Origin of the sequence: Streptomyces canus, assembly GCF_001514145.1 — a bacterium.
In the GTDB taxonomy this organism is placed as follows: Bacteria; Actinomycetota; Actinomycetes; order Streptomycetales; family Streptomycetaceae; genus Streptomyces; species Streptomyces canus.
Genome location: NZ_KQ948668.1, coordinates 21,073 through 38,924, shown reverse-complemented (window position 1 = coordinate 38,924; position 17,852 = coordinate 21,073). Strand labels below are relative to the sequence as shown.

At 72.6% G+C, this 17,852-nt stretch carries 15 protein-coding genes and 1 pseudogene; 4 read left to right on the top strand and 12 right to left on the bottom strand.

The window, feature by feature from the left end; all coding sequences use genetic code 11:
• Positions 1-48: 48 nt before the first annotated feature.
• The 5 genes and pseudogenes from AQJ46_RS34300 to AQJ46_RS34280 all read right to left on the bottom strand — a co-directional run.
• A pseudogene (locus tag AQJ46_RS34300) lies at positions 49-1,272 on the bottom strand (lysylphosphatidylglycerol synthase transmembrane domain-containing protein); the annotation flags it as partial.
• The gene (locus AQJ46_RS34295) at positions 1,269-2,276 is read right to left on the bottom strand and encodes a class I SAM-dependent methyltransferase (protein WP_059209264.1); all 1,008 of its coding nucleotides are present in this window, start codon (positions 2,274-2,276) and stop codon (positions 1,269-1,271) included. The gene AQJ46_RS34295 and the pseudogene AQJ46_RS34300, both read right to left, overlap by 4 nt.
• The gene (locus tag AQJ46_RS34290) at positions 2,273-3,457 is read right to left on the bottom strand and encodes a glycosyltransferase family 4 protein (RefSeq protein ID WP_059209263.1); all 1,185 of its coding nucleotides are present in this window, start codon (positions 3,455-3,457) and stop codon (positions 2,273-2,275) included. The genes AQJ46_RS34295 and AQJ46_RS34290 overlap by 4 nt, the downstream gene beginning before the upstream one ends.
• The gene (locus tag AQJ46_RS34285; RefSeq protein WP_059209262.1) at positions 3,454-3,852 is read right to left on the bottom strand and encodes a 6-pyruvoyl trahydropterin synthase family protein; all 399 of its coding nucleotides are present in this window, start codon (positions 3,850-3,852) and stop codon (positions 3,454-3,456) included. The genes AQJ46_RS34290 and AQJ46_RS34285 overlap by 4 nt, the downstream gene beginning before the upstream one ends.
• A gap of 115 nt (positions 3,853-3,967) precedes the next feature.
• Positions 3,968-4,948, bottom strand: a complete 981-nt coding sequence (locus AQJ46_RS34280; protein ID WP_059209261.1) for a zinc-dependent alcohol dehydrogenase — start codon at positions 4,946-4,948, stop codon at positions 3,968-3,970.
• A 120-nt stretch (positions 4,949-5,068) separates the two neighbouring features.
• Between AQJ46_RS34280 and AQJ46_RS34275 the strand changes: the two genes are divergently transcribed.
• Positions 5,069-5,866, top strand: coding sequence for a CDP-alcohol phosphatidyltransferase family protein (locus tag AQJ46_RS34275; protein ID WP_059209260.1), 798 nt, complete (start codon positions 5,069-5,071; stop codon positions 5,864-5,866).
• 19 nt (positions 5,867-5,885) lie between these two features.
• On the opposite strand, the gene AQJ46_RS34270 is transcribed toward AQJ46_RS34275, so the two are convergent.
• The 5 genes from AQJ46_RS34270 to AQJ46_RS34250 all read right to left on the bottom strand — a co-directional run bounded on the left by AQJ46_RS34270 (position 5,886) and on the right by AQJ46_RS34250 (position 12,008).
• Complete coding sequence (locus AQJ46_RS34270) at positions 5,886-6,335, bottom strand: GNAT family N-acetyltransferase (protein ID WP_059209259.1); 450 nt, start codon at positions 6,333-6,335, stop codon at positions 5,886-5,888.
• A 645-nt stretch (positions 6,336-6,980) separates the two neighbouring features.
• Positions 6,981-8,192: an MDR family MFS transporter gene (locus AQJ46_RS34265; RefSeq protein WP_059209258.1), complete on the bottom strand. Its 1,212-nt coding sequence runs from the start codon at positions 8,190-8,192 to the stop codon at positions 6,981-6,983.
• On the bottom strand, positions 8,189-9,982 hold the full coding sequence (locus AQJ46_RS34260) for an ABC transporter permease subunit (protein ID WP_059209257.1): 1,794 nt from the start codon (positions 9,980-9,982) through the stop codon (positions 8,189-8,191). The genes AQJ46_RS34265 and AQJ46_RS34260 overlap by 4 nt, the downstream gene beginning before the upstream one ends.
• A 3-nt stretch (positions 9,983-9,985) precedes the next feature.
• Positions 9,986-11,464: an ABC transporter substrate-binding protein gene (locus tag AQJ46_RS34255; protein ID WP_059209256.1), complete on the bottom strand. Its 1,479-nt coding sequence runs from the start codon at positions 11,462-11,464 to the stop codon at positions 9,986-9,988.
• A gap of 7 nt (positions 11,465-11,471) precedes the next feature.
• Entirely contained in the window at positions 11,472-12,008 is a 537-nt protein-coding gene (locus AQJ46_RS34250) for a GNAT family N-acetyltransferase (RefSeq protein WP_059209255.1), read from the bottom strand.
• 116 nt (positions 12,009-12,124) lie between these two features.
• Between AQJ46_RS34250 and AQJ46_RS34245 the strand changes: the two genes are divergently transcribed.
• The 3 genes from AQJ46_RS34245 (at position 12,125) to AQJ46_RS34235 (ending at position 14,251) form a co-directional block, all read left to right on the top strand.
• On the top strand, positions 12,125-13,081 hold the full coding sequence (locus AQJ46_RS34245) for an ATP-binding protein (protein WP_059209254.1): 957 nt from the start codon (positions 12,125-12,127) through the stop codon (positions 13,079-13,081).
• A 46-nt stretch (positions 13,082-13,127) separates the two neighbouring features.
• A complete protein-coding gene (locus AQJ46_RS34240; RefSeq protein ID WP_057612659.1) occupies positions 13,128-13,520 on the top strand; it encodes an SCO5389 family protein in 393 nt (130 codons plus the stop codon).
• Between the two features lie 89 nt (positions 13,521-13,609).
• A complete protein-coding gene (locus tag AQJ46_RS34235; RefSeq protein ID WP_059209253.1) occupies positions 13,610-14,251 on the top strand; it encodes a DUF6461 domain-containing protein in 642 nt (213 codons plus the stop codon).
• Between the two features lie 89 nt (positions 14,252-14,340).
• Here the strand turns inward: AQJ46_RS34235 and fusA are convergent, their stop codons facing one another.
• Together fusA and AQJ46_RS34225 are read right to left on the bottom strand one after the other, a co-directional pair.
• Positions 14,341-16,377, bottom strand: a complete 2,037-nt coding sequence (gene fusA / locus AQJ46_RS34230; RefSeq protein WP_059209252.1) for an elongation factor G — start codon at positions 16,375-16,377, stop codon at positions 14,341-14,343.
• 299 nt (positions 16,378-16,676) lie between these two features.
• Positions 16,677-17,789, bottom strand: a complete 1,113-nt coding sequence (locus AQJ46_RS34225) for a serine hydrolase domain-containing protein (protein WP_059209251.1) — start codon at positions 17,787-17,789, stop codon at positions 16,677-16,679.
• Between the last annotated feature and the right edge of the window lie 63 nt (positions 17,790-17,852).

Below are 17,852 nucleotides of genomic sequence, written 5' to 3'. Positions count from 1 at the left end.
CGCCACGAAGCTGAGGACGCCGTACACGATGGCGGTCGCGAGACCGACGCCGGCGCCGAGGCCCATGGCGGCGAACGCCCAGGCGGTGACGCCCTCCCGGGGGCCGAACCCGCCGACGTTCAGGGGCAGTCCCATGGCGAGCAGGGCGAGCACGGCCAGGGGCAGCAGTGCGGCCACGGAGGCGTCGGAGCCGGCGATGCGGGCGGCGAGCACGAACATCCCCAGGTGGCCGGCGAGGACGACGGCCGAAGAGAGGGCGACGCCGGGCCAGTTGCGGCGGGACAGCAGTCCCTCGCGGGCCTCGCCGAGGGTCGCGCGCAGGAGCCGGCCCCGGCGGGAGGAAGGGGTCCGGTTCATCCGCAGGGCCACGACGACGGCGAGGGCTCCCAGGCCGGCGAGGCCGACGGCGGGGGCGAGGTGGCGGGCCTCGGCCAGCACCGGGGACTCCATGGTGAGCAGCACGGCACCGCCGACGACCGCCAACGCGATCTGACCGGCGACCCGTTCGAGGACGACCGCCCGCACGCCGCGGCCCATGTCACCGCTGCTCCGCCCGTGCCGCACCGCGCGGTGCACATCGCCGAGGACACCGCCGGGCAGGGCCGCGTTCAGGAACAGGGCACGGTAGTAGTCGGCCACGGCCTCGCCGAGCGGCAGCCGGATGCGCAGCCCGCGGGCCACCAACTGCCAACGCCAGGCGCTGAACACGGTGGTCAGCACGCCGATCGCGAGCGCCGCCAGCAGGGCGGGGCCGTCGATCCGGCGCAGCCCGTCCAGGAAGACGCCGGTGCCGAGGCGCCACAGCAGGACCGCGAGGATGGTGACGCCCGCGACGGTGCCGATGTGGGTGCGCAGGGCGCGGGAGTTGAGGACTCCGCGCAGCACGGTACGCCACCGGGGGGCCTGAGCGGGCAACGGCCGTGCCGCGGTCACGATCACGCCGATCCGGTCCCGGGAGACGGCGGCGTCGGTCAGGTCCGCGACGGACTCTCCCGCTGCCTCCAGGATCCGGGCCCGGACCACGAGCGCCTCGGCGCGCGCCGTGAGTACCTCGTCGCGCGTCTGGACGACTTCGGCCCGGAGCGTGAGGGCCCGGCGGGAGAGGCTGCCCGGCTCGGGCGTCTCCGCGGGTCGCCGGACGGGCAGCCGCGCCGTACCGTGGCCGGTGCTGCGGACCGGAAGGGCCCTCCGCTCGCCCGCCCCGGCGTCGTCGCAAGTCGAGCGGTCCTCCGCACGCCGGTCGGTGTCCGGCCGCACCGTCTCCACGCTCATGACGCTCCGCCCGTCGGCCGGGACAGCGCCAGCAGGTCGCTGTGGTGGACGACGACCTTCAACTCGCCCGCGCGGCAGGCCTCCAGACGGTCCCGGAGGTAGCGCTCGGCGGGCTCCTTCAGCTCGGGCCGCTCCTCGACGGCCGCGCCGACCCAGCCGCGCAGCCACTGGACGGTGAGCGCGGACTCGGCGGGGCCGAGGCGCCAGGCACTCGGGTGCAGCCGTACCGTCGCGCCCCGTTCGGAGAACGCCTCGCAGGCGACGGTGACGGCGTCCGGGCCGAGCAGTCCGCCGCGCCGCTGGTGGGCGTTGAACGCGTCGGCGATCTCGTCGTCCAGCGGGTCCGACGGGGTGAGTTCGACGCGGCCCGCCACGGACAGGGTGAGCAGTGCCGGGCAACCGGCGCCCGTGCAGGCCGTGGCGAGGGTCTCGATCTCCTCGCGGATGAGGACGTCGAGGAGCGCGGAGGCCGTCACCAGGGAGGCGCCGGCGAGGGCGTCCGGGGTGAGCAGGCCGACATCGCCGCGGCGGGTCTCGACGGTGACCCGGCTGCCGTCGGCGGCGGAGCGCGGTGAGGCGACCGCCGCGAAGTGCAGGAGGTAAGGGTCCCGGTCGTGCAGGATCCAGTGCTGGGGGCCGTCGAGGCGGGGCGCCAGCCAGCGTCCCATCGAGCCGGTGCCGCAGCCCAGGTCGTGGATGACCAGGCCGGCCTTGCCCGGCAGGTTCGCCAGCCGGATCCGCAGCGGGTCGAGCAGATCGCCCGCCCGCGCGGCCGCGTCGGGCCCCTCCCGAAGCTCGAGCCACTCGGGGGCATAACGGGGAGCGTCGTCGGGACCCGCGTCCCTGAGCCGTACGGTGGGACGCTCGCCGGGGTGGGTGCTGGGACCGGCCCCGGGGATGACCGATTCCGCGTCGGAAGGAACTCCGGGCTTCACGGACGCCGCCTCCCGCGGTCCCGGCTGTGCCGGGATCTTCCCGCTCTGCTTGGTCGCCGTCTTCCTCATGCCGCCCTCCTGGGCTCGCTCGGGAGTCGGCCGAGTACTCCGGCCAGGCTGCGGGCCGTGGTCGCCCAGCCGTCCAGGGCGGCCCGCCGGCCCCGGGCAGCCGCCTTCAGTCGGCGTCGTACGTCCGCCTCGCCGAACCAGCCGCGCAGTTCGGCGGCGAGGGCGGCGGGGTCCTCCGGCGGGACGAGGATGCCGGGCACGCCGCCGTCGGGGGCGCGGCCGACGGCCTCCGGCAGTCCGCCGACGTCGGTGGCCAGCACCGGGATGCCGCGCGCGAGGGCCTCGGTGACCGCCATGCCGTAGGTCTCGGCGTAGGAGGCGAGGACCAGCAGGTCGGCGGCCGCGTAGCTGGCGTCGAGCTCGGCCCCGGCCTGCGGTCCCGCGAGGTGCAGGCGGTCCTGGAGGCCGTACTTCTTGATGAGCATCCGCAGACTGGCGACGTACTCGGGGTCCTGGGTGATCCCGCCGACGCACACGCAGCTCCACGGCAGGTCCTGCGCGCCGGCCAGTGCCTCGATCAGCCGGTGCTGTCCCTTGCGGGGAGTCACGGCGGCCACGCACAGCAGCCGTGAGACACCGTCGGTGCCGGAGGCGAGCGGGGCGATGTCGGCACCCGGGGTGGCGACATGGACCCGCTCGGGGGCGAGGCCATGGTGCGAGACGAGTCGCCGTACGGCCCAGTCGCTGGTGGCGATGACGGCGGGCACGGCCCGCAGCACCTCGCGCTCCCTGGCGTCCAGTTCGAGGGCGAGATTCGGTTCGAGCCCGGTCTCGTCGCCGAGCGGCAGGTGGACGAGGACGGCGAGCCGCAGCCGCTCCGCCTCGGGGACGATGATCTCCGGGACGCCGCAGGCGACCAGTCCGTCGATCAGGACGACGGTGTCGTCGGGCAGGTCCCGCAGGGTGCGGGCCAGTTCGGTACGGGCCGCGGCGCCCGGCCGGGGCCAGCTGCCGGCCACCGCGTGGCGCTCGACCTGCCAGCCGAAGCCGGGCAGGTCGAGGCAGACCCGCCGGTCGTAGGCGTTGCCGCCGCTCGGCGCGGTCGAGTCGTCCACGCCACCGGGCATCACGAAGTGCACGGACCGCAGGGACATCGGGATGATCTCGGCCTTCTTGAGGGCGGAGTGCTGCACGGGTACGTAGTCCAGCGTGCCCGTGCGCCCGGTGGTCATGTCGGTCACAGGGCACGCTCGTAACTCGCCCAGGCGACATGCGACTCGTGCAGGCTCACGGTCAGGCCCGCGAGGCCCTTGGCGCCCTCGCCGAGAGCGCCCTTCTCGATGCGCTCGGCCAGCCGGTCCGCGATGACCTTGGCCAGGAACTCCGTCGAGGTGTTGATCCCGGCGAAGTCGGGTTCGTTGTCGAGGTTGCGGTAGTTCAACTCGCTGACGACGGCACCGAGTTCCTGGGTGGCCAGTCCGATGTCGACGACGATGTTGTCGTCGTCCAGCTGTTCGCGCCGGAACGTGGCGTCCACCAGGAAAGTGGCTCCGTGCAGACGCTGCGCGGGTCCGAAGACCTCGCCGCGGAAGCTGTGGGCGATCATGATGTGATCGCGGACGGTGATGCTGAACAACGGACGACCCTCCAGGTGCGGCGCGTCTGGTCCCCGGCTGAACCCTGCCGGGGGATGCCGTGTAGTACGGCCCTTCGCGTCCCCTTGTTCAGCCGTCTCTCACTCTTTTCTCAGGTCAGGCGCTCTTGTCGTACCTCACGAGGTGACAGAGGGCCGCAATTTCCCCACTGGCCAGCTTCGGCATCACCTCGGGAAGTTCTTCGAACGCGCTTTCCCCCGTGATGAGGGCGTCGAGCGCCGGATCGGCGAGCAGCTTCAGCGCGAGGGCGAGCCGGTCGCCGTAGCTGCGGTTGCCGCGCGCCGGGGACACGGTGCCGACCTGGCTGCTGCGGATGACGAGCCGCCGGGAGTGGAAGGCCTCGCCGAGCGGGAGGGCGACCTTGCGGTCGCCGTACCAGCTCAGTTCGAGAACCGTGCCCTCGGCGCTGAGGAGTTCCAGGGAGCGGGCGAGGCCCTGTTCGGTGGCGCTGGCGTGGACGACGAGGTCGCAGTCGCCGAGGGCGTCCGCGGGGGTCGCGAAGCCGACGCCGAGGGCCTCGGCGGTCTTGGCGCGGGCGGGGTCGGCGTCCACCAACTGGACCCGGACGCCCGGAAAGCGGGCCAGCAGCGCGGCGACCGAGCTGCCGACCATGCCGCCGCCGACCACCGCGATCCGGTCGCCGATCAGGGGGGCCGCGTCCCAGAGGGCGTTCACGGCGGTCTCGACCGTGCCGGCGAGGACGGCCCGTGCGGCGGGCACGTCGTCCGGTACGACCGTCACGGCGCTCGCGGGAACTACGTACCGCGTCTGATGCGGGTACAGACAGAAGACGGTCCTGCCCTTCACCGCGGAGGGCCCCTCCTCCACCACTCCGACGCTGAGGTAGCCGTACTTCACCGGCCCCGGGAAGTCGCCCTCCTGGAACGGTGCCCGCATGGTCGCGTACTGGCTCTCGGGCACCCCGCCGCGGAACACGAGTGTCTCCGTGCCCCTGCTGACTCCTGAGTACAGCGAGCGGACCAGCACCTCGTCCTCACGCGGGGCCGGAAGGGTGACCTCCCGTAGCTCGCCCTCGCCCGGAGAGCGGAGCCAGAACGCGCGTGCGGCGGCCTTCATCGAGAACCTCCTGAACGATCGGGAACCCGGGCACGTACCTCGTCACGTACCGAGATGTGCACAGGCCGCGCACAGTACGCGGCCTTGATCGACTCTGTCATCTGGCCGGAGGAATGTGCGGTGGCCCTGAACAACACTTACGAAGCAAGGCTGGTCCAGCAGGAGACCGCTGTGGGAGCGGGTCTGCAGATCCTGTTGCTGGCCCTGCTCGGCACGGCGATCGGCATGGGGCCCGCGGGCTGGCTGACCGGCCTCGCCTTCGCCGTCGCCACCTGGGCCGTGCTCTCCAGGGCACTGCACCGCACCCGGCCCCGCTCCTTCGGTCCGGCCAACCGGGTGACCCTCGGCCGGGCCACCCTCGTCGGCGGAGTGACCGCGCTGGTCGCGGACTCCTTCCAGGACTCCCCGCCGGTGACGCTGTTCGTGGGCCTGACCGCGGTGGCTCTGATCCTCGACGGCGTCGACGGCAAGGTCGCCCGTGCCACGGGCACCTCGACCCCGCTGGGCGCGCGGTTCGACATGGAGGTCGACGCGTTCCTGATCCTGGTGCTCAGTGTGTACGTCTCGATGTCGCAGGGTCCGTGGGTCCTGCTGATCGGCGCCATGCGTTACGGCTTCGTCGCCGCGGCCCGCGTCTGGGACTGGCTGAACGCCCCCCTGCCGCCGAGCATGGCCCGCAAGACGGTGGCCGCGCTGCAGGGGATCCTGCTGCTCGTGGCCGCGTCCGGATACCTGCCGTACTCGGCGACCTTCGGGGTCGTGGCCGTCGCTCTGGGGACGCTGGTCTGGTCGTTCGGCCGGGACATCCTGTGGCTGTGGCGCACGCACCGGGCGGACCAGGCGGCGGTGGGCGAGCTGCTGGAGCTGGAGTTCGTGGCGGTGGAGCGGGAGCGGGAGCCGGAGGCGGTGGCCTCCTGAGGCGCTGCCGGCTCGAAGGTCAGCTTTTGAGCGGCACGCGGTACACCATCGACTCCCGCTGCCGGAACCCCTGCCGCTCGTACAGCCGGTTGGCCGCCGCCCGGTCCGGGCGGGAGGTCAGATCGACGGTACGGGCCCCGGCCTCCCGGGCGAGCCGGATGGCCTCCCGGATCAGCAGTCCGGCGATGCCCTGGCCGCGTGCCTCGTGATCGACGATCACGTCCTCGATACGGGCCCGCAGTCCGGCGGGCGCGGGGAACATGACCAGGGTGAGCGTGCCGATGACCGACCCGGCCGACGACCTGGCGATCAGCATGGTGTTGGCGTCACAGGCCAGGATGCGGTCGAGCGCCGCGAGGTCGAGGGCCTCGGCCGTCGAGGACAGCTGCGGCAGCATCCGCGCGAAGGCGTCGACAAGCCCCTGGTCCGCCTCCCGGGCGATCTCCACCCGGATGTCCTGAGTCTCCATGGGGTGGACCCTATCGCCGAGAGCTCCGCGTCACGGCGGATCGAGCGGCCACACCGGCGGAGCGACCGGGCGCGCGAGCCGTCTGCTGGGTTCCTGGGTGGGCCTGCCTGACCCTTCAACGGTTTCCTGACGTGGACACTGTGCCCGACCGGCCCTCGGCCCGCGCCAGAACCGGCACCCGCGGAACGGCGAGCCCGCCCGGAACCGGGCCACCTCGCCCCTGTCACAGGGCCCTACGGCCGCAGCAACAACCCGACCCCGCGACCGGCACCGTGCCCAGGCCCTACCGCCCCGGCAACAGCCCGACCCCCACGACCGGCACCAGCCACACCACGGTGACCGGCCGACCCTCCCTCCGAGTCGGGGCCGACACCCTCACCACGGCCGGCCCCACCAGAGCCGGACCGCCTCCGCCCACCCGCACAGGCCCTACCGCCGCAGCAACAACCCGACCCCGCGACCGGCACCGCGTGCCCAGGCCGGCCCGCCCGCGCAGGCCCTACCGCCCCGGCCACAGCCCGACCCCCACGACCGGAACCAGCCACACCACGGTGACCGGCCGACCCTCCCTCCATAGCGGGGCCGACACCCGCACCACGGCCGGCCCCACCAGAGCCGGACCGCCTCCGCCCACCCGCACAGGCCCTACCGCCGCGGCAACAGACCGATCGCCGCGATCGGTACCGCTGTCAGTACCAGCCACAGCACCGCGGCCGGCAGTCCGGCGTCCAGCAGCGAGCCTGTGGCCGAGCTGCCGACCAGGACGATCAGTCCGGAGACCGAGGACAACGCCCCGGTGTAGAGGCCTGGTCGGCCCTCCTCGGCGAGGTCCGGAACCCAGGCCCGGGCCACGGGTGCGACGAGCATCTGCCCGAAGGTGAGCAGGACGACGAACCCGGCCGAGGGCAACAAGCCCGCCGTACCGGTCCAGTCCGCGGGCCGCGACACGGCGACGACCGCGAACCCCGCGCCGATCAGCAGCAGTCCGGCCACCATGGACCGGCGCAACGACAGTCGGGAGCCGGCCCAGCGGGTGACGGGGAGCTGGGCGGTCACCACCAGCAGCGAGGACAGCGCGAACAGCCAGGCCAGCGCGGACTGCGAACCCGTCGCGCGTTCCACCTCGTCGGGGAGGGCGAGGTACAGCTGGTTGTAGGCGAGCAGGTAGGCACCGTACGCGCAGCACAGCGCGAGGAAGCGGCGGTTGCGGACCAGCGCCCCCAGCCCGCCTTTCAGTCGCACCCGTTGCCGCCCCGGAATGTGCTGCGGCAACATCCACGCGTGCCCGGCGAGGACGAGCACGAAGACCCCGGCACCCGTCAGACACACCGCCCGGAAGTCCACCGACAGCAACACCGCGCCGAGCAACGGCCCCACGAACGCCCCAGCCTGCCCTGCGACGGTGAACAGCGCGAGCACGCGGGTGCGTCCACCGCCCGCTTCCTCATGGACGACGGCCTGGCGGGCGACCTCCGACTCCACCGCAGGCGAGAACAGGGCGGCGGCGAACCCGATGAGCAGCACGGCCCCGATGACCGCCCCCGTCCGTTCGGCGTACCCCAGCCAGCCGAACCCGGCGATCCGCAGCACACATCCGGCCAGGACGACCGGCCGGATCCCGTACCGGTCGGCGAGCGCCCCGCCCACCACGAACAGCCCCTGCTGGCTGAAGGTCCTCAGACCCAGCACGAATCCGACCAGCCAGCCCGCCATGCCGACGGCCTGCCCCAGATGCTCGGACAGAAAGGGCAGCACGGCGAAGAAGCCGATGTTGAAGGCGAGTTGCGTGAGGATCAGCAGCCGTAGCAGCGGAGAAAGCGGGATGGGCGTCCGCAGATCGACTGGCGTCGACGTCACCCGGCCTCCACCAACTCCGGCGTACGCAAAGGCAGTTCTGGTCCGGTCGCGGTCGCACGAGGACGCGCACGCCGTCGCGGCCACCGCACCCCGCCCGCCGAACTCACCGCCAGCGCGCCCAGCAGGGCGAGGGCGGCGGCGGGGGCGAGGACGGCCCAGGGTGCGCGTTCGGCGTAGGGCTGGTTCTCAGCGAGGAGCAGGCCCCACTCCGGGGAGGGCGGCTGAGTGCCCAGGCCGAGGAAGCCGAGGGAGGCGAGGGCGAGGGCGACTCCGGGCAGGCGCAGCAGGGCGTGCCGGGTGACGGGCGGCAGGATCGCGGGCAGCACTTCGTACCGCAGGAGGTACCAGCGGTTCGCGCCCAGACCTCGGGTGGCCGTCAGATGCGGGGTGGCGTGCTCCTGCCGGAGCAGCGAGGAGGTGTGCGCGGCGAGCGCCGCCCAGGAGACGGTGGCCACGGCGATCGCGGGGGTGGCGGCGCCGCTCCCGGCGACGGCGGTCACGAGCAGCGCGGCGAGCACCGGCGGTACGGCGTTGACGGTGTCGACGAGCGGCCCGGACAGCCGGGGCAGCAGTCCGAGCAGGACGCCGACGACCAGTGCGGTGGCGCTGATGGCGAGGGCGGTCAGCAGGGTGTCGAGGGCGCCGTGGCCGACCCGGGCGAGCAGGTCCCGGCCGAGCGCGTCGGTGCCGAACGGATGCGCCCAGGAGGGCGATTGGAGCCGGGCGCCGGTGTCCAGGGCGAGCGGGTCGCGGAGCAGGCCGAGCCCGATGACGGCGGTCAGGAGGCCGCCGTACACGAGAGGCAGGGCGCTGCGGTCGGACCGTCGCGGCCGGTGCAGGGAGTCCAGGGCGCCGTCGCGCAGGGCCGGGCCGGTCAGGCGGCGGACGGCGAGTGCCGCGATGCCGGTGGTGGTGACGGCGAGGAGCAGGAGGGCGAGGGTGCCGGCCTGGAGTACGGGCAGGTCCTGTGCGAGGGCGGCCTGCAGGGTGGTGCGGCCGAGGCCGGGGATGTCGTAGATCTGCTCCACGGCGACGGAACCGGCCGTGAGGCCCACGACGAACAGGCCCAGGTTGGGCAGCAGCGCGGGGACGCAGCGGCGGACCGCCTTGGCGGCAAGGGTTCGGCCCGGCAGTCCGCGGGCCTCGGCGGCCAGCACCCAGGGTTCGGCGAACGCGCCGGGCAGCAGGTCGTCGAGGAGGCGGCCGAGCACGGCCCCGGCGGGCAGGCCGAGGGCGAGGGCGGGCAGGACCGTCCACTGGGGGCCGTACCAGCCGAGGGCGGGCAGCCAGCCGAGTTGTACGCCGACGACGGTGGCCAGCACGGAGGCGGTGAGGAACTCGGGCAGCGCGGCGAGCATCGCCGAGGCGCCGCCTCCGGCCCGTCGCCCGTCGAGGCGTCGGTGCGCCCCGAGCCACAGCGTGCGGGCGCACACCAGGGCGGCGGTGGCGGCGGCGACCGCGAGCGCCACGGTGACCAGCAGCAGGGTCACCCCGAGTGCCTGGACGACGCTCGGGGTGACCTCCGTGCCGTTCAGCCAGGACCGGCCGGCGTCCCCGCGGGGCAGCCCGCCGAGCCATTGGCCGAGCAGGTGCAAGGGGCCCTGGTCCAGGTCGAGTTGGGCTCGGATGTCGGCCAGTACCCGCGGCGTCGGGTCGCGGTCCGCCGAGCGGGCCTTGAGCACGGTGAGCGCCGGGTCGGTGCGGGACAGCCAGGGCAGCAGGCCGATCCCGCACACCAGGGCGGCCGCGAGCAGGACACGCCACAGCAGGGTGGCCGCGCGGTATCCCATGGATCAGCGTCGCGTTCCTGTGCCGACCAGGGTCCGCTCGTACGGGTCGAGGAGCACGCCCCGCACGTCGGTGGCGACGCCGACGATGATCCCCTGGTGGGCCAGCGGGACCACGGCGTCGGTGCCGAGGATCGCCGCTTCGGCGCGCATGGCGGCGTCCTGCCGCTCGCCGGTGTCGGCCACGGCGCCGGTCTCGGCGACCGCCCGGTCAACCCTCTTGTCGCACAGCCGGGCGAGGTTGTACCCGCCGTCGCAGGTGTAGTCGCTCGCGAGGACGCCGACGGGGTCGCCGGTGTCGACGAGGCTGTTGCGGGCGCCGATGAACGCGTCGAACTTCCCGTCGAGCGCGTCGCTCTCGAGCCGTGAGTACTCGCGCACCTCCAGGGTGACCTTGAACCCGGCCTTCTGGAGCTGCTGTTGGAGGACCTGGGCGACCTCGGGGAGTTCGGGCCGGTTGTCATAGGTGGCGAGGGTGACGGCGGTGCCGTTCGGCTTGGCGGCCCTCGCGCGACCGGTGGGCTGCACACGCTTGCCCTCGGCCCAGGTCACGGCCGGTCCGTAGATGCCGGCGCCGGGATCGGCGTACCCCTCGAAGACGCCCTTGACGACGGCGGAGCTGTCGACGGCCTCGCGGGCGGCGGCGCGCAGCTTCGGGTCCTTGAAGGGGCCGGACCGGGTGTTGAGTTGCAGGCTCGTGGTGCGGGTGGTCGCGGTCTCCTTGAGGGTGGCCTGGTCGAGGGTTGCGGCCTGGGCGACGGGGATCGCCTCGGCGATGTCGACCTGGCCGGTGCGCACGGCGTTGGCGCGGGCGGTGCCGTCGGCGATGAAGCGGGCGTCGATGCCGGAGGCCTGGGCGCGGCCGCCCCAGTAGTCGTCGAAGCGGTCGAGGGTGGCGGACGTGGAGCCGTTGACCTTGGTGAGCTCGAAGGGTCCGGTCGCGGTGCCGACCGGGTCGGCGCCGTCCTGGTAGGCCTTCGGGGAGAGCACGGCGAGGCTGGGACTGGACAGGCGCAGGGGCAGCACGGGGTCGGGGTTCGTGGTGGTGATCCGTACGGCGGCGCTCTGCGCCTTGGCCGTGAGGGTGACGCCGGAGAGGGCGGCCGGGGCGGGCTTGGCCTCGGTGGCGTGGGTGAGGGCGGCGGCGACCGCGGCCGGGGTGACCTCTGAACCGTCCTGGAAGGTGGCCTCGCGCAGGGTGAACAGCCAGGTGCGGTCGTTCTCGCGGCGCCAGGACTCGGCGAGCGCGGGAGCGGCGGCGCCGTTGGCGTCGAGGGCGGTCAGGCCCTCGGTGACGCCGAGGCGGCTGAGGAGGGTGGCGTCGGCACCGTACGGAGAGAGGTTCTCGGCGGGTGGGAAGGCGAGGGCGACGCGGAGACGGGAGCCGTCGCTCGCGGTCCCTTCGGGGCCTTCGCCTCCGGAGGCGAAGCAGGCGGTGAGCACGGGGGTGAGCAGCAGGGAGCCAAGCAGGTGACGGCGTCGCATGGTTGTCCTATCGCCCCATCGGTATCTCGAAGTGGACGACGCTGCTCGCGCCGCCCGTGGTCTCGCGTTCGTCGTGCACGACCTTGCCGATCGTGCGCCAGAAGGGTTCGGCGCCCGGGACCGCGGGGTCGGTGTGCAGATACACGGAGCGGTAGCCGCCGTCGGCGGCCGCGAAGGCGAGCAGCTCGTCGACCAGGCGGCGGGCGAGGCCGCGCCTGCGGTGCTCTGGGCGGACGTAGATCCGGCGCAGCTGCGCGGTCTCACCGGAGGGGTAGCGCTCGGCCAGCTCGCGCGGGTTGGGCGGGTGGGCGGGGCCGCGGGAGTCGAGGGCGGCGGTGGCCACGACGGTTCCGTCCTCCGGGTCGAGGGCGACGAGGAGGGTGTGGCGGGCCGGGACGAGATAGGCGGCGGCCGGGTCGATGACATCGCCGTGCCAGCGGGGCACGTACCCGGTTCCGAAGTCGCGGTAGACGGTGTCGAGCATCACGGCTCGCGCACCTTCGAGGTCGTCCGGGTACGCGGCCCTGATGCTGTAATCACGCACTTGCACATCATATGCATTAAGCCTTCCGGCTTGATCGCGGGGCGATTTGACAGTGATCGAATGGACGCCATAGAACCTACCAACATGACATCCATTTTCAAAAAGGTGGAGCGGTAGTGCGCATCGCGTTCGTGGGCAAGGGCGGCAGCGGCAAGACCACGCTGTCGGCGCTCTTCTCTCGTCATCTGGCCCGTTCCCGCGCACCGGTGCTGGCCGTGGACGGCGACATCAACCAGCACCTGGCCGAGGCGTTGGGCCATGACGGCGACGACCTGGGTGCCCCTCCGCTGGGCGCGCACGTGGCCGACATCAAGGACTACCTGCGCGGTGCCAACCCGCGCATCGCCTCCCGCGAGGCGATGATCAAGACGACCCCGCCGGGCCGCGGCTCACGTCTGCTTCGGCTGCTGGGCGATGACGAGCTGCACGCCAGACACGTCCGGCGGGTGGGTGACGTGCCGCTGATGGTGACGGGCGCCTTCGAGGAGAGCGATCTCGGCGTGGCGTGCTACCACTCCAAGCTGGGCGGGGTGGAGCTGTACCTCAACCACCTGGTCGACGGCCCCGGCGAGTACGTCGTCGTCGACATGACGGCCGGCGCGGACGCTTTCGCCTCCGGCCTGTTCACCCGCTTCGACGTGACCTTCCTGGTGGCCGAACCCACCCGCAAGGGCGTCTCGGTCTACCGCCAGTACCGCGACCACGCACGGGAGTTCGGGATCCGGATCGCCGTGATCGGCAACAAGGTGACCGGCGAGGACGACCTGCTCTTCCTCAAGGAACACGTCGGCGACGACCTGTTGACCCACCTGGTCCACTCGCCCTGGGTACGCGCCGCCGAACAGGGCCGGGGCGAAGGTGACCTGGGCGGTCTGGAGCCGCACAACCGGCACGCTCTGACGATCCTGCGCGAGGCCGTCGACTCCCACCCCCGCGACTGGTCGGCGCTCCACCGCCACACGGTCGAGTTCCATCTGCGCAACGCCCGCTCCTGGGCGAACGAGGCGACCGGCCTCGATCTGACGGCCCAGGTGGACCCGGACTTCGTACCGGGTCCGGCCTCCCTCGGCTGACTCCCCTCCCTTCAGTTCACGACCACAGGACAGGAACCCCCCTCACATGTCTCTCGACGTCTCCCCGAAGCTCCTCGCCGCAGCCGAACAGGGCGATATCCGCGAGGAGGACTTCGTGGACACGGTCCGCACGTCCCTCCCCTACGCCTACGACCTGATCGCCTCCCTCGCCACCGAACTGCGTGACGGCACGGTCGAGTTCACCGACAACCAGACCCCTCCCCCGTCCGAGCGGGAACGCGGCCAGCTCCTGCGCGCCCTCGCCAGCGACGCCATCCGCGGCAGCCTGGAACGCCACTTCGGCGTGGCCCTGGCCTTCCAGAACTGCCACCGGGTGGCGGCCTTCCGCCCGGAGTCGCTCACGGGTGAGACCTACGCCCGCTTCACGTCGGTACGGTCACAGGTGCTGAATCAGTCGCCGGAGTTCAGGGACTGCTGAGACCCCCGGTGGTCGGTCGGTGGGGCACAGCACTGGTTCTCACTGTGCCCCACCGGCCTCATGTCGTGGCACGGAAGGAACGAACCGCGATGCCTGACGGTCTCGCATGGATAGCCGACGCCTGGCGCGGTACGAGCCCGAGCGCCACCGACCTGTACATCACCTGCGCCCGCGGCCTCAGCCCTCAGCAGCTGGCCGAACGCATGGCCGACCATGAACCTGTCGAATTCGGGGCCGCCCTCACCGTCCAGGACGCGCACCGCATGGTCGACCTCACGCAGATCTACTGCGTCGGCCGCATCGGCCGAAGCGGCGACTGGTCGTTCATCGTGGAATGCGTGGGCAGCGAAGGCTGGGCCCTGGACCCGGCAACGTCCCGGGGCGCCGAGGTATTGATCTTCGACCCACAGCCGGACAATCCGCCCTCCTTCTTCAGGTACCTCGCCGACGGCGAGGTGCAGCTGCACTTCGAGTTGGGCTTCGGGTACCACCCCACAGGAGCCCAGCCGGACCTGCTGCGCCCGGCGCTGGAGGCGGCCGGAGTCATTCCACCGGAGGACGACATGGACGACCTGCTGGGTGCGGACGAGGAGCCGGCACCAGCCGAAGAGAAGCGCCGGGTGTTGAGGGTCATCGGTGAGCACTTCGGGCTGTCGCTCCCACGGGAGGTGATCGAGAGCGGGCAGCTTCCTGCCGTGGTCACCCGCACGTCACCTCCGTCCTCCTGGTGACCACGAGTGTGAGTTCCGGTGGAGGGGTCGTAGGGCGGGAGTGCGGGCCGCCCTACGACCCTGCGGTCACGGGACTTCCGTCCCGGCCGTCACCGTGCCGTTGTCACCGCCGGAGCCGGTGCGTACCCCGTAGGCCGGGCCGTGAAGGTGCCGCGGCCCTGGGTCCGGCTCCGCAATCTCGTCGCGTAGCCGAAGAGTTCGGCCAGCGGCACGGTCGCCGTGACGACCGCCGAACCGCCGCGCGTGACCGAGCCCGAGACCCGGCCGCGGCGTGCGGCGAGGTCGCCGAGCACCGCGCCGACGGCGTCCTCGGGGACGGTGACCGTGACCTCGACGACCGGTTCCAGGAGGACCATCGCGCAGGCACACAACGCCTCCCGGAGGCCGAACCGGCCCGCCGTGCGGAAGGCCGTGTCCGAGGAGTCCTTCACATGGGTCGAACCGTCGGTGAGCGTGACCCGCAGCCCGGTCACCGGGTGCCCGCCGAGAGGACCCTCGGCCAGGGCATCCCGGCAGCCGGCCTCGACCGCGCGGACGTACTCCTGCGGGACCCGCCCGCCGACGACGGCCGAGCGGAACTCGAACCCCTCCGCCGACGGCTCCACATCGAGCACGACATGCGCGAACTGCCCAGCCCCGCCGTCCTGTTTGACGTGCCGGAAGACCAGCCCGGACACCCCGCGTCCGACCGTCTCGCGGTAACTCACCCTCGGACGGCCGACGTTGAGCGTCAGGCCGTGCTCGCGCCGCGCCTTCTCCACAGCGACCTCCAGATGCAGTTCACCCATGCCCGAGAGCAGGGTCTGACCGGTCTCGGCGTCCGTGCGGACGACGAGCGACGGGTCCTCCTCGGCCAGTCGGGCGAGCGCCGAGGCCAACCTGTCGGTGTCGGCTGACCGCTCCGCCTCGACCGCCACCGACACGACCGGCTCCGCCACGCCGGGCGGTTCGAGCACGAGCGGGGCGTCCGGCGCGCACAAAGTCGAGCCGGCGCGGGCCGACTTCAGCCCGACGACGGCCACGATGTCGCCGGCGACCGCCCGTTCCAACGGGGCGTGCCGGTCGGCCTGTACGCGCAGGATCCGTCCGACGCGCTCGGTGCGCCGCGCACCCGCGTCCCACACGGTGGCTCCCTTCTCGATCGTTCCCGAGTACACGCGTACGTACGTCAGCCGCCCCGTCGGGGTGGCGTTCACCTTGAACGCCAGCGCCGCGAAGGGCGCCGCCGGGTCGCAGGGCCGCTCCTCGCCGTTCTCACCGCGTACGGCGGGCACGTCGAGCGGCGACGGCAGATACGCCACGACCGCGTCCAGCAACGGTTCGATGCCGCAGTTGCGGTAGGCCGAGCCGCACAGCACGACCACGCCGTCGCCGCTGCGGGTGAGGTCCCGCAGGGCGGCGGTGAGGGTGTCCGCGGAGACGGTCTCCCGGTCGCAGAACTCCTCCAGGGCGGCCGGGTGGCGTTCGGCGACCGCTTCCTCCAGCAATCGACGTCGCCGTAGGGCTTCTTCACGCAGATCGTCCGGCACGGGCCCCTCGTCGGCAGCGGCGGTGCCATCCGCCCAGGTCAGCGCCCGCATCCTCAGCAGATCGACGACACCGGTGAAGCCGTCCTCGCTGCCGATGGGCAACTGCACGACCAGCGGGGCCGGATGCAGCCGCTGCCGGATCGATTCGACGGCCGCATCCAGGTCGGCGCCCGCGCGGTCCAGCTTGTTGACGAACGCGATCCTGGGCACACCGTGCCGGTCCGCCTGCCGCCACACCGACTCGCTCTGCGGCTCCACGCCCGCGACCGCGTCGAACACCGCGACCGCCCCGTCGAGCACCCTGAGCGAGCGCTCCACCTCGTCGGCGAAGTCGACGTGCCCCGGGGTGTCGATGAGGTTGAGGCGGTGCCCGTCCCACGCGCAGCTCACGGCCGCCGCGAAGATGGTGATCCCGCGGTCCCGCTCCTGCGGGTCGAAGTCGGTGACGGTGGTGCCGTCGTGGACCTCGCCGCGCTTGTGCATGGTTCCGGTGGCGTACAGGATCCGCTCGGTGACGGTGGTCTTCCCGGCGTCGACGTGGGCGAGGATGCCGAGGTTGCGGACGACGGCGAGCGGGTTGGGGTTGTTGGTGCGCACGGCCCATGGCCTTTCGGTGCTGTGATGACAGGGCTGCGCAATGGCCCGTACGACGACATGACGGCACGCCACCTATGTGTGCTACGGCGGTACTCGACCGTTCAGGCAGTCGTCACGGGCATCCGGTGCCGGCCGCGCAGCGGGCACCGGAGGGACGGGGACACGAGGATCACGTCGTACGACGTCCGGGGGACGGCGACAGCTGTGCGCACGCACATGGCCGTACTCCCCTCACTCGTCTTCCCTGGTCATGGCGAGTGTAGGGAGCCGGCTGCGTCAGCGCACGGGGTTTTCCGCGGTCAGCGGCGCAGCCCCTGGAGGCCGTCGTAGGCGGACATGACGAGGTCCAACCCCCGGGTGTCCTCGGCGGGTTCACGCATCTGGTTGGTCGCGTACGCCACCGCCATGCGGGCGTCGGGGTCGATCATGACGAGGGAGCCGCCCCAGCCGCCCCAGCCGAAGGTGTTGCCGAAGAGGCCGTAACCCAGGCCGTACCGCTGTGCCATGCCGATCACGCGGTCCTCGCCGGCGAACTGCTCCTCCCGGGCCCGCCCGGCACCCGCCGCCGACAACGGCCGTACGCCCAGGACCGTGCCTTCGCACGCGAGCGCGGACTGCACGAGCGCGATGGAGCGGGCATTGCCGAACCCGCTGGCGGCGGGAATCTGGGCGCGCCGCCACGCCACACTGTTGCCGTCCCGGACACGCAGGGCGGTCCCGCTGGAGGGTTTCGCGTCGGGACCCGGGGTGGCGGCGCCCGCGGTGTAGTCCTCGTCCCGGCCGGGCGGGGGGACCGTGAGGGCGACGCGGTGATCGTGCTCGGCGGAGAGTCCGACGTGGAAGTCGGCTCCGAGGGGCCCGGTCACCTCGTCGGCAAGGAACTCGCCAACGGTGCGGCCGGTGATCCGGCGCAGGACCTCGCCGACCAGGAATCCCTGGGTGAGCGAGTGGTAGCCGGCCGCGGTGCCGGGCTCCCAGAGCAGCGGCTGGGCGGCGAGCCGTGCGGTGGCGGCCGGCCAGTCGTAGAGCTCCTCGACCGGGCCCTCCCAGTGGGGCAGTCCCGCGGTGTGCGAGAGCAGATGCCGTACCAGCACCTTCTCCTTGCCGGCGGCGGCGAACTCCGGCCAGTACCGGGCGACCGGGGCGTGCAGGTCGAGTTCCCCGCGGTCGGCGAGGATCAGCGCGCACAGTGCCGTCATCGTCTTGGTCGTGGAGAAGACGTTCGTGATCGTGTCCCGCTCCCACGGGGCCGTCCGCTCGGCGTCGGCGTAGCCGGCCCAGACGTCCACCACCGGTTCACCGCCCACGAAGACGGCCACGGATCCCCCGACATCCCCCTCCCCCAGCAGCGCTGCCAGCTTGTTGGGGACGGCGGAGAACAGATCGTCGTACGTGCCCTGGATGTCGGCCATGCCGGGTATTGAGCCCGCAGCGCGGGGGCCGGGTCAACCGAATTACGGCATACGGGGAAATGA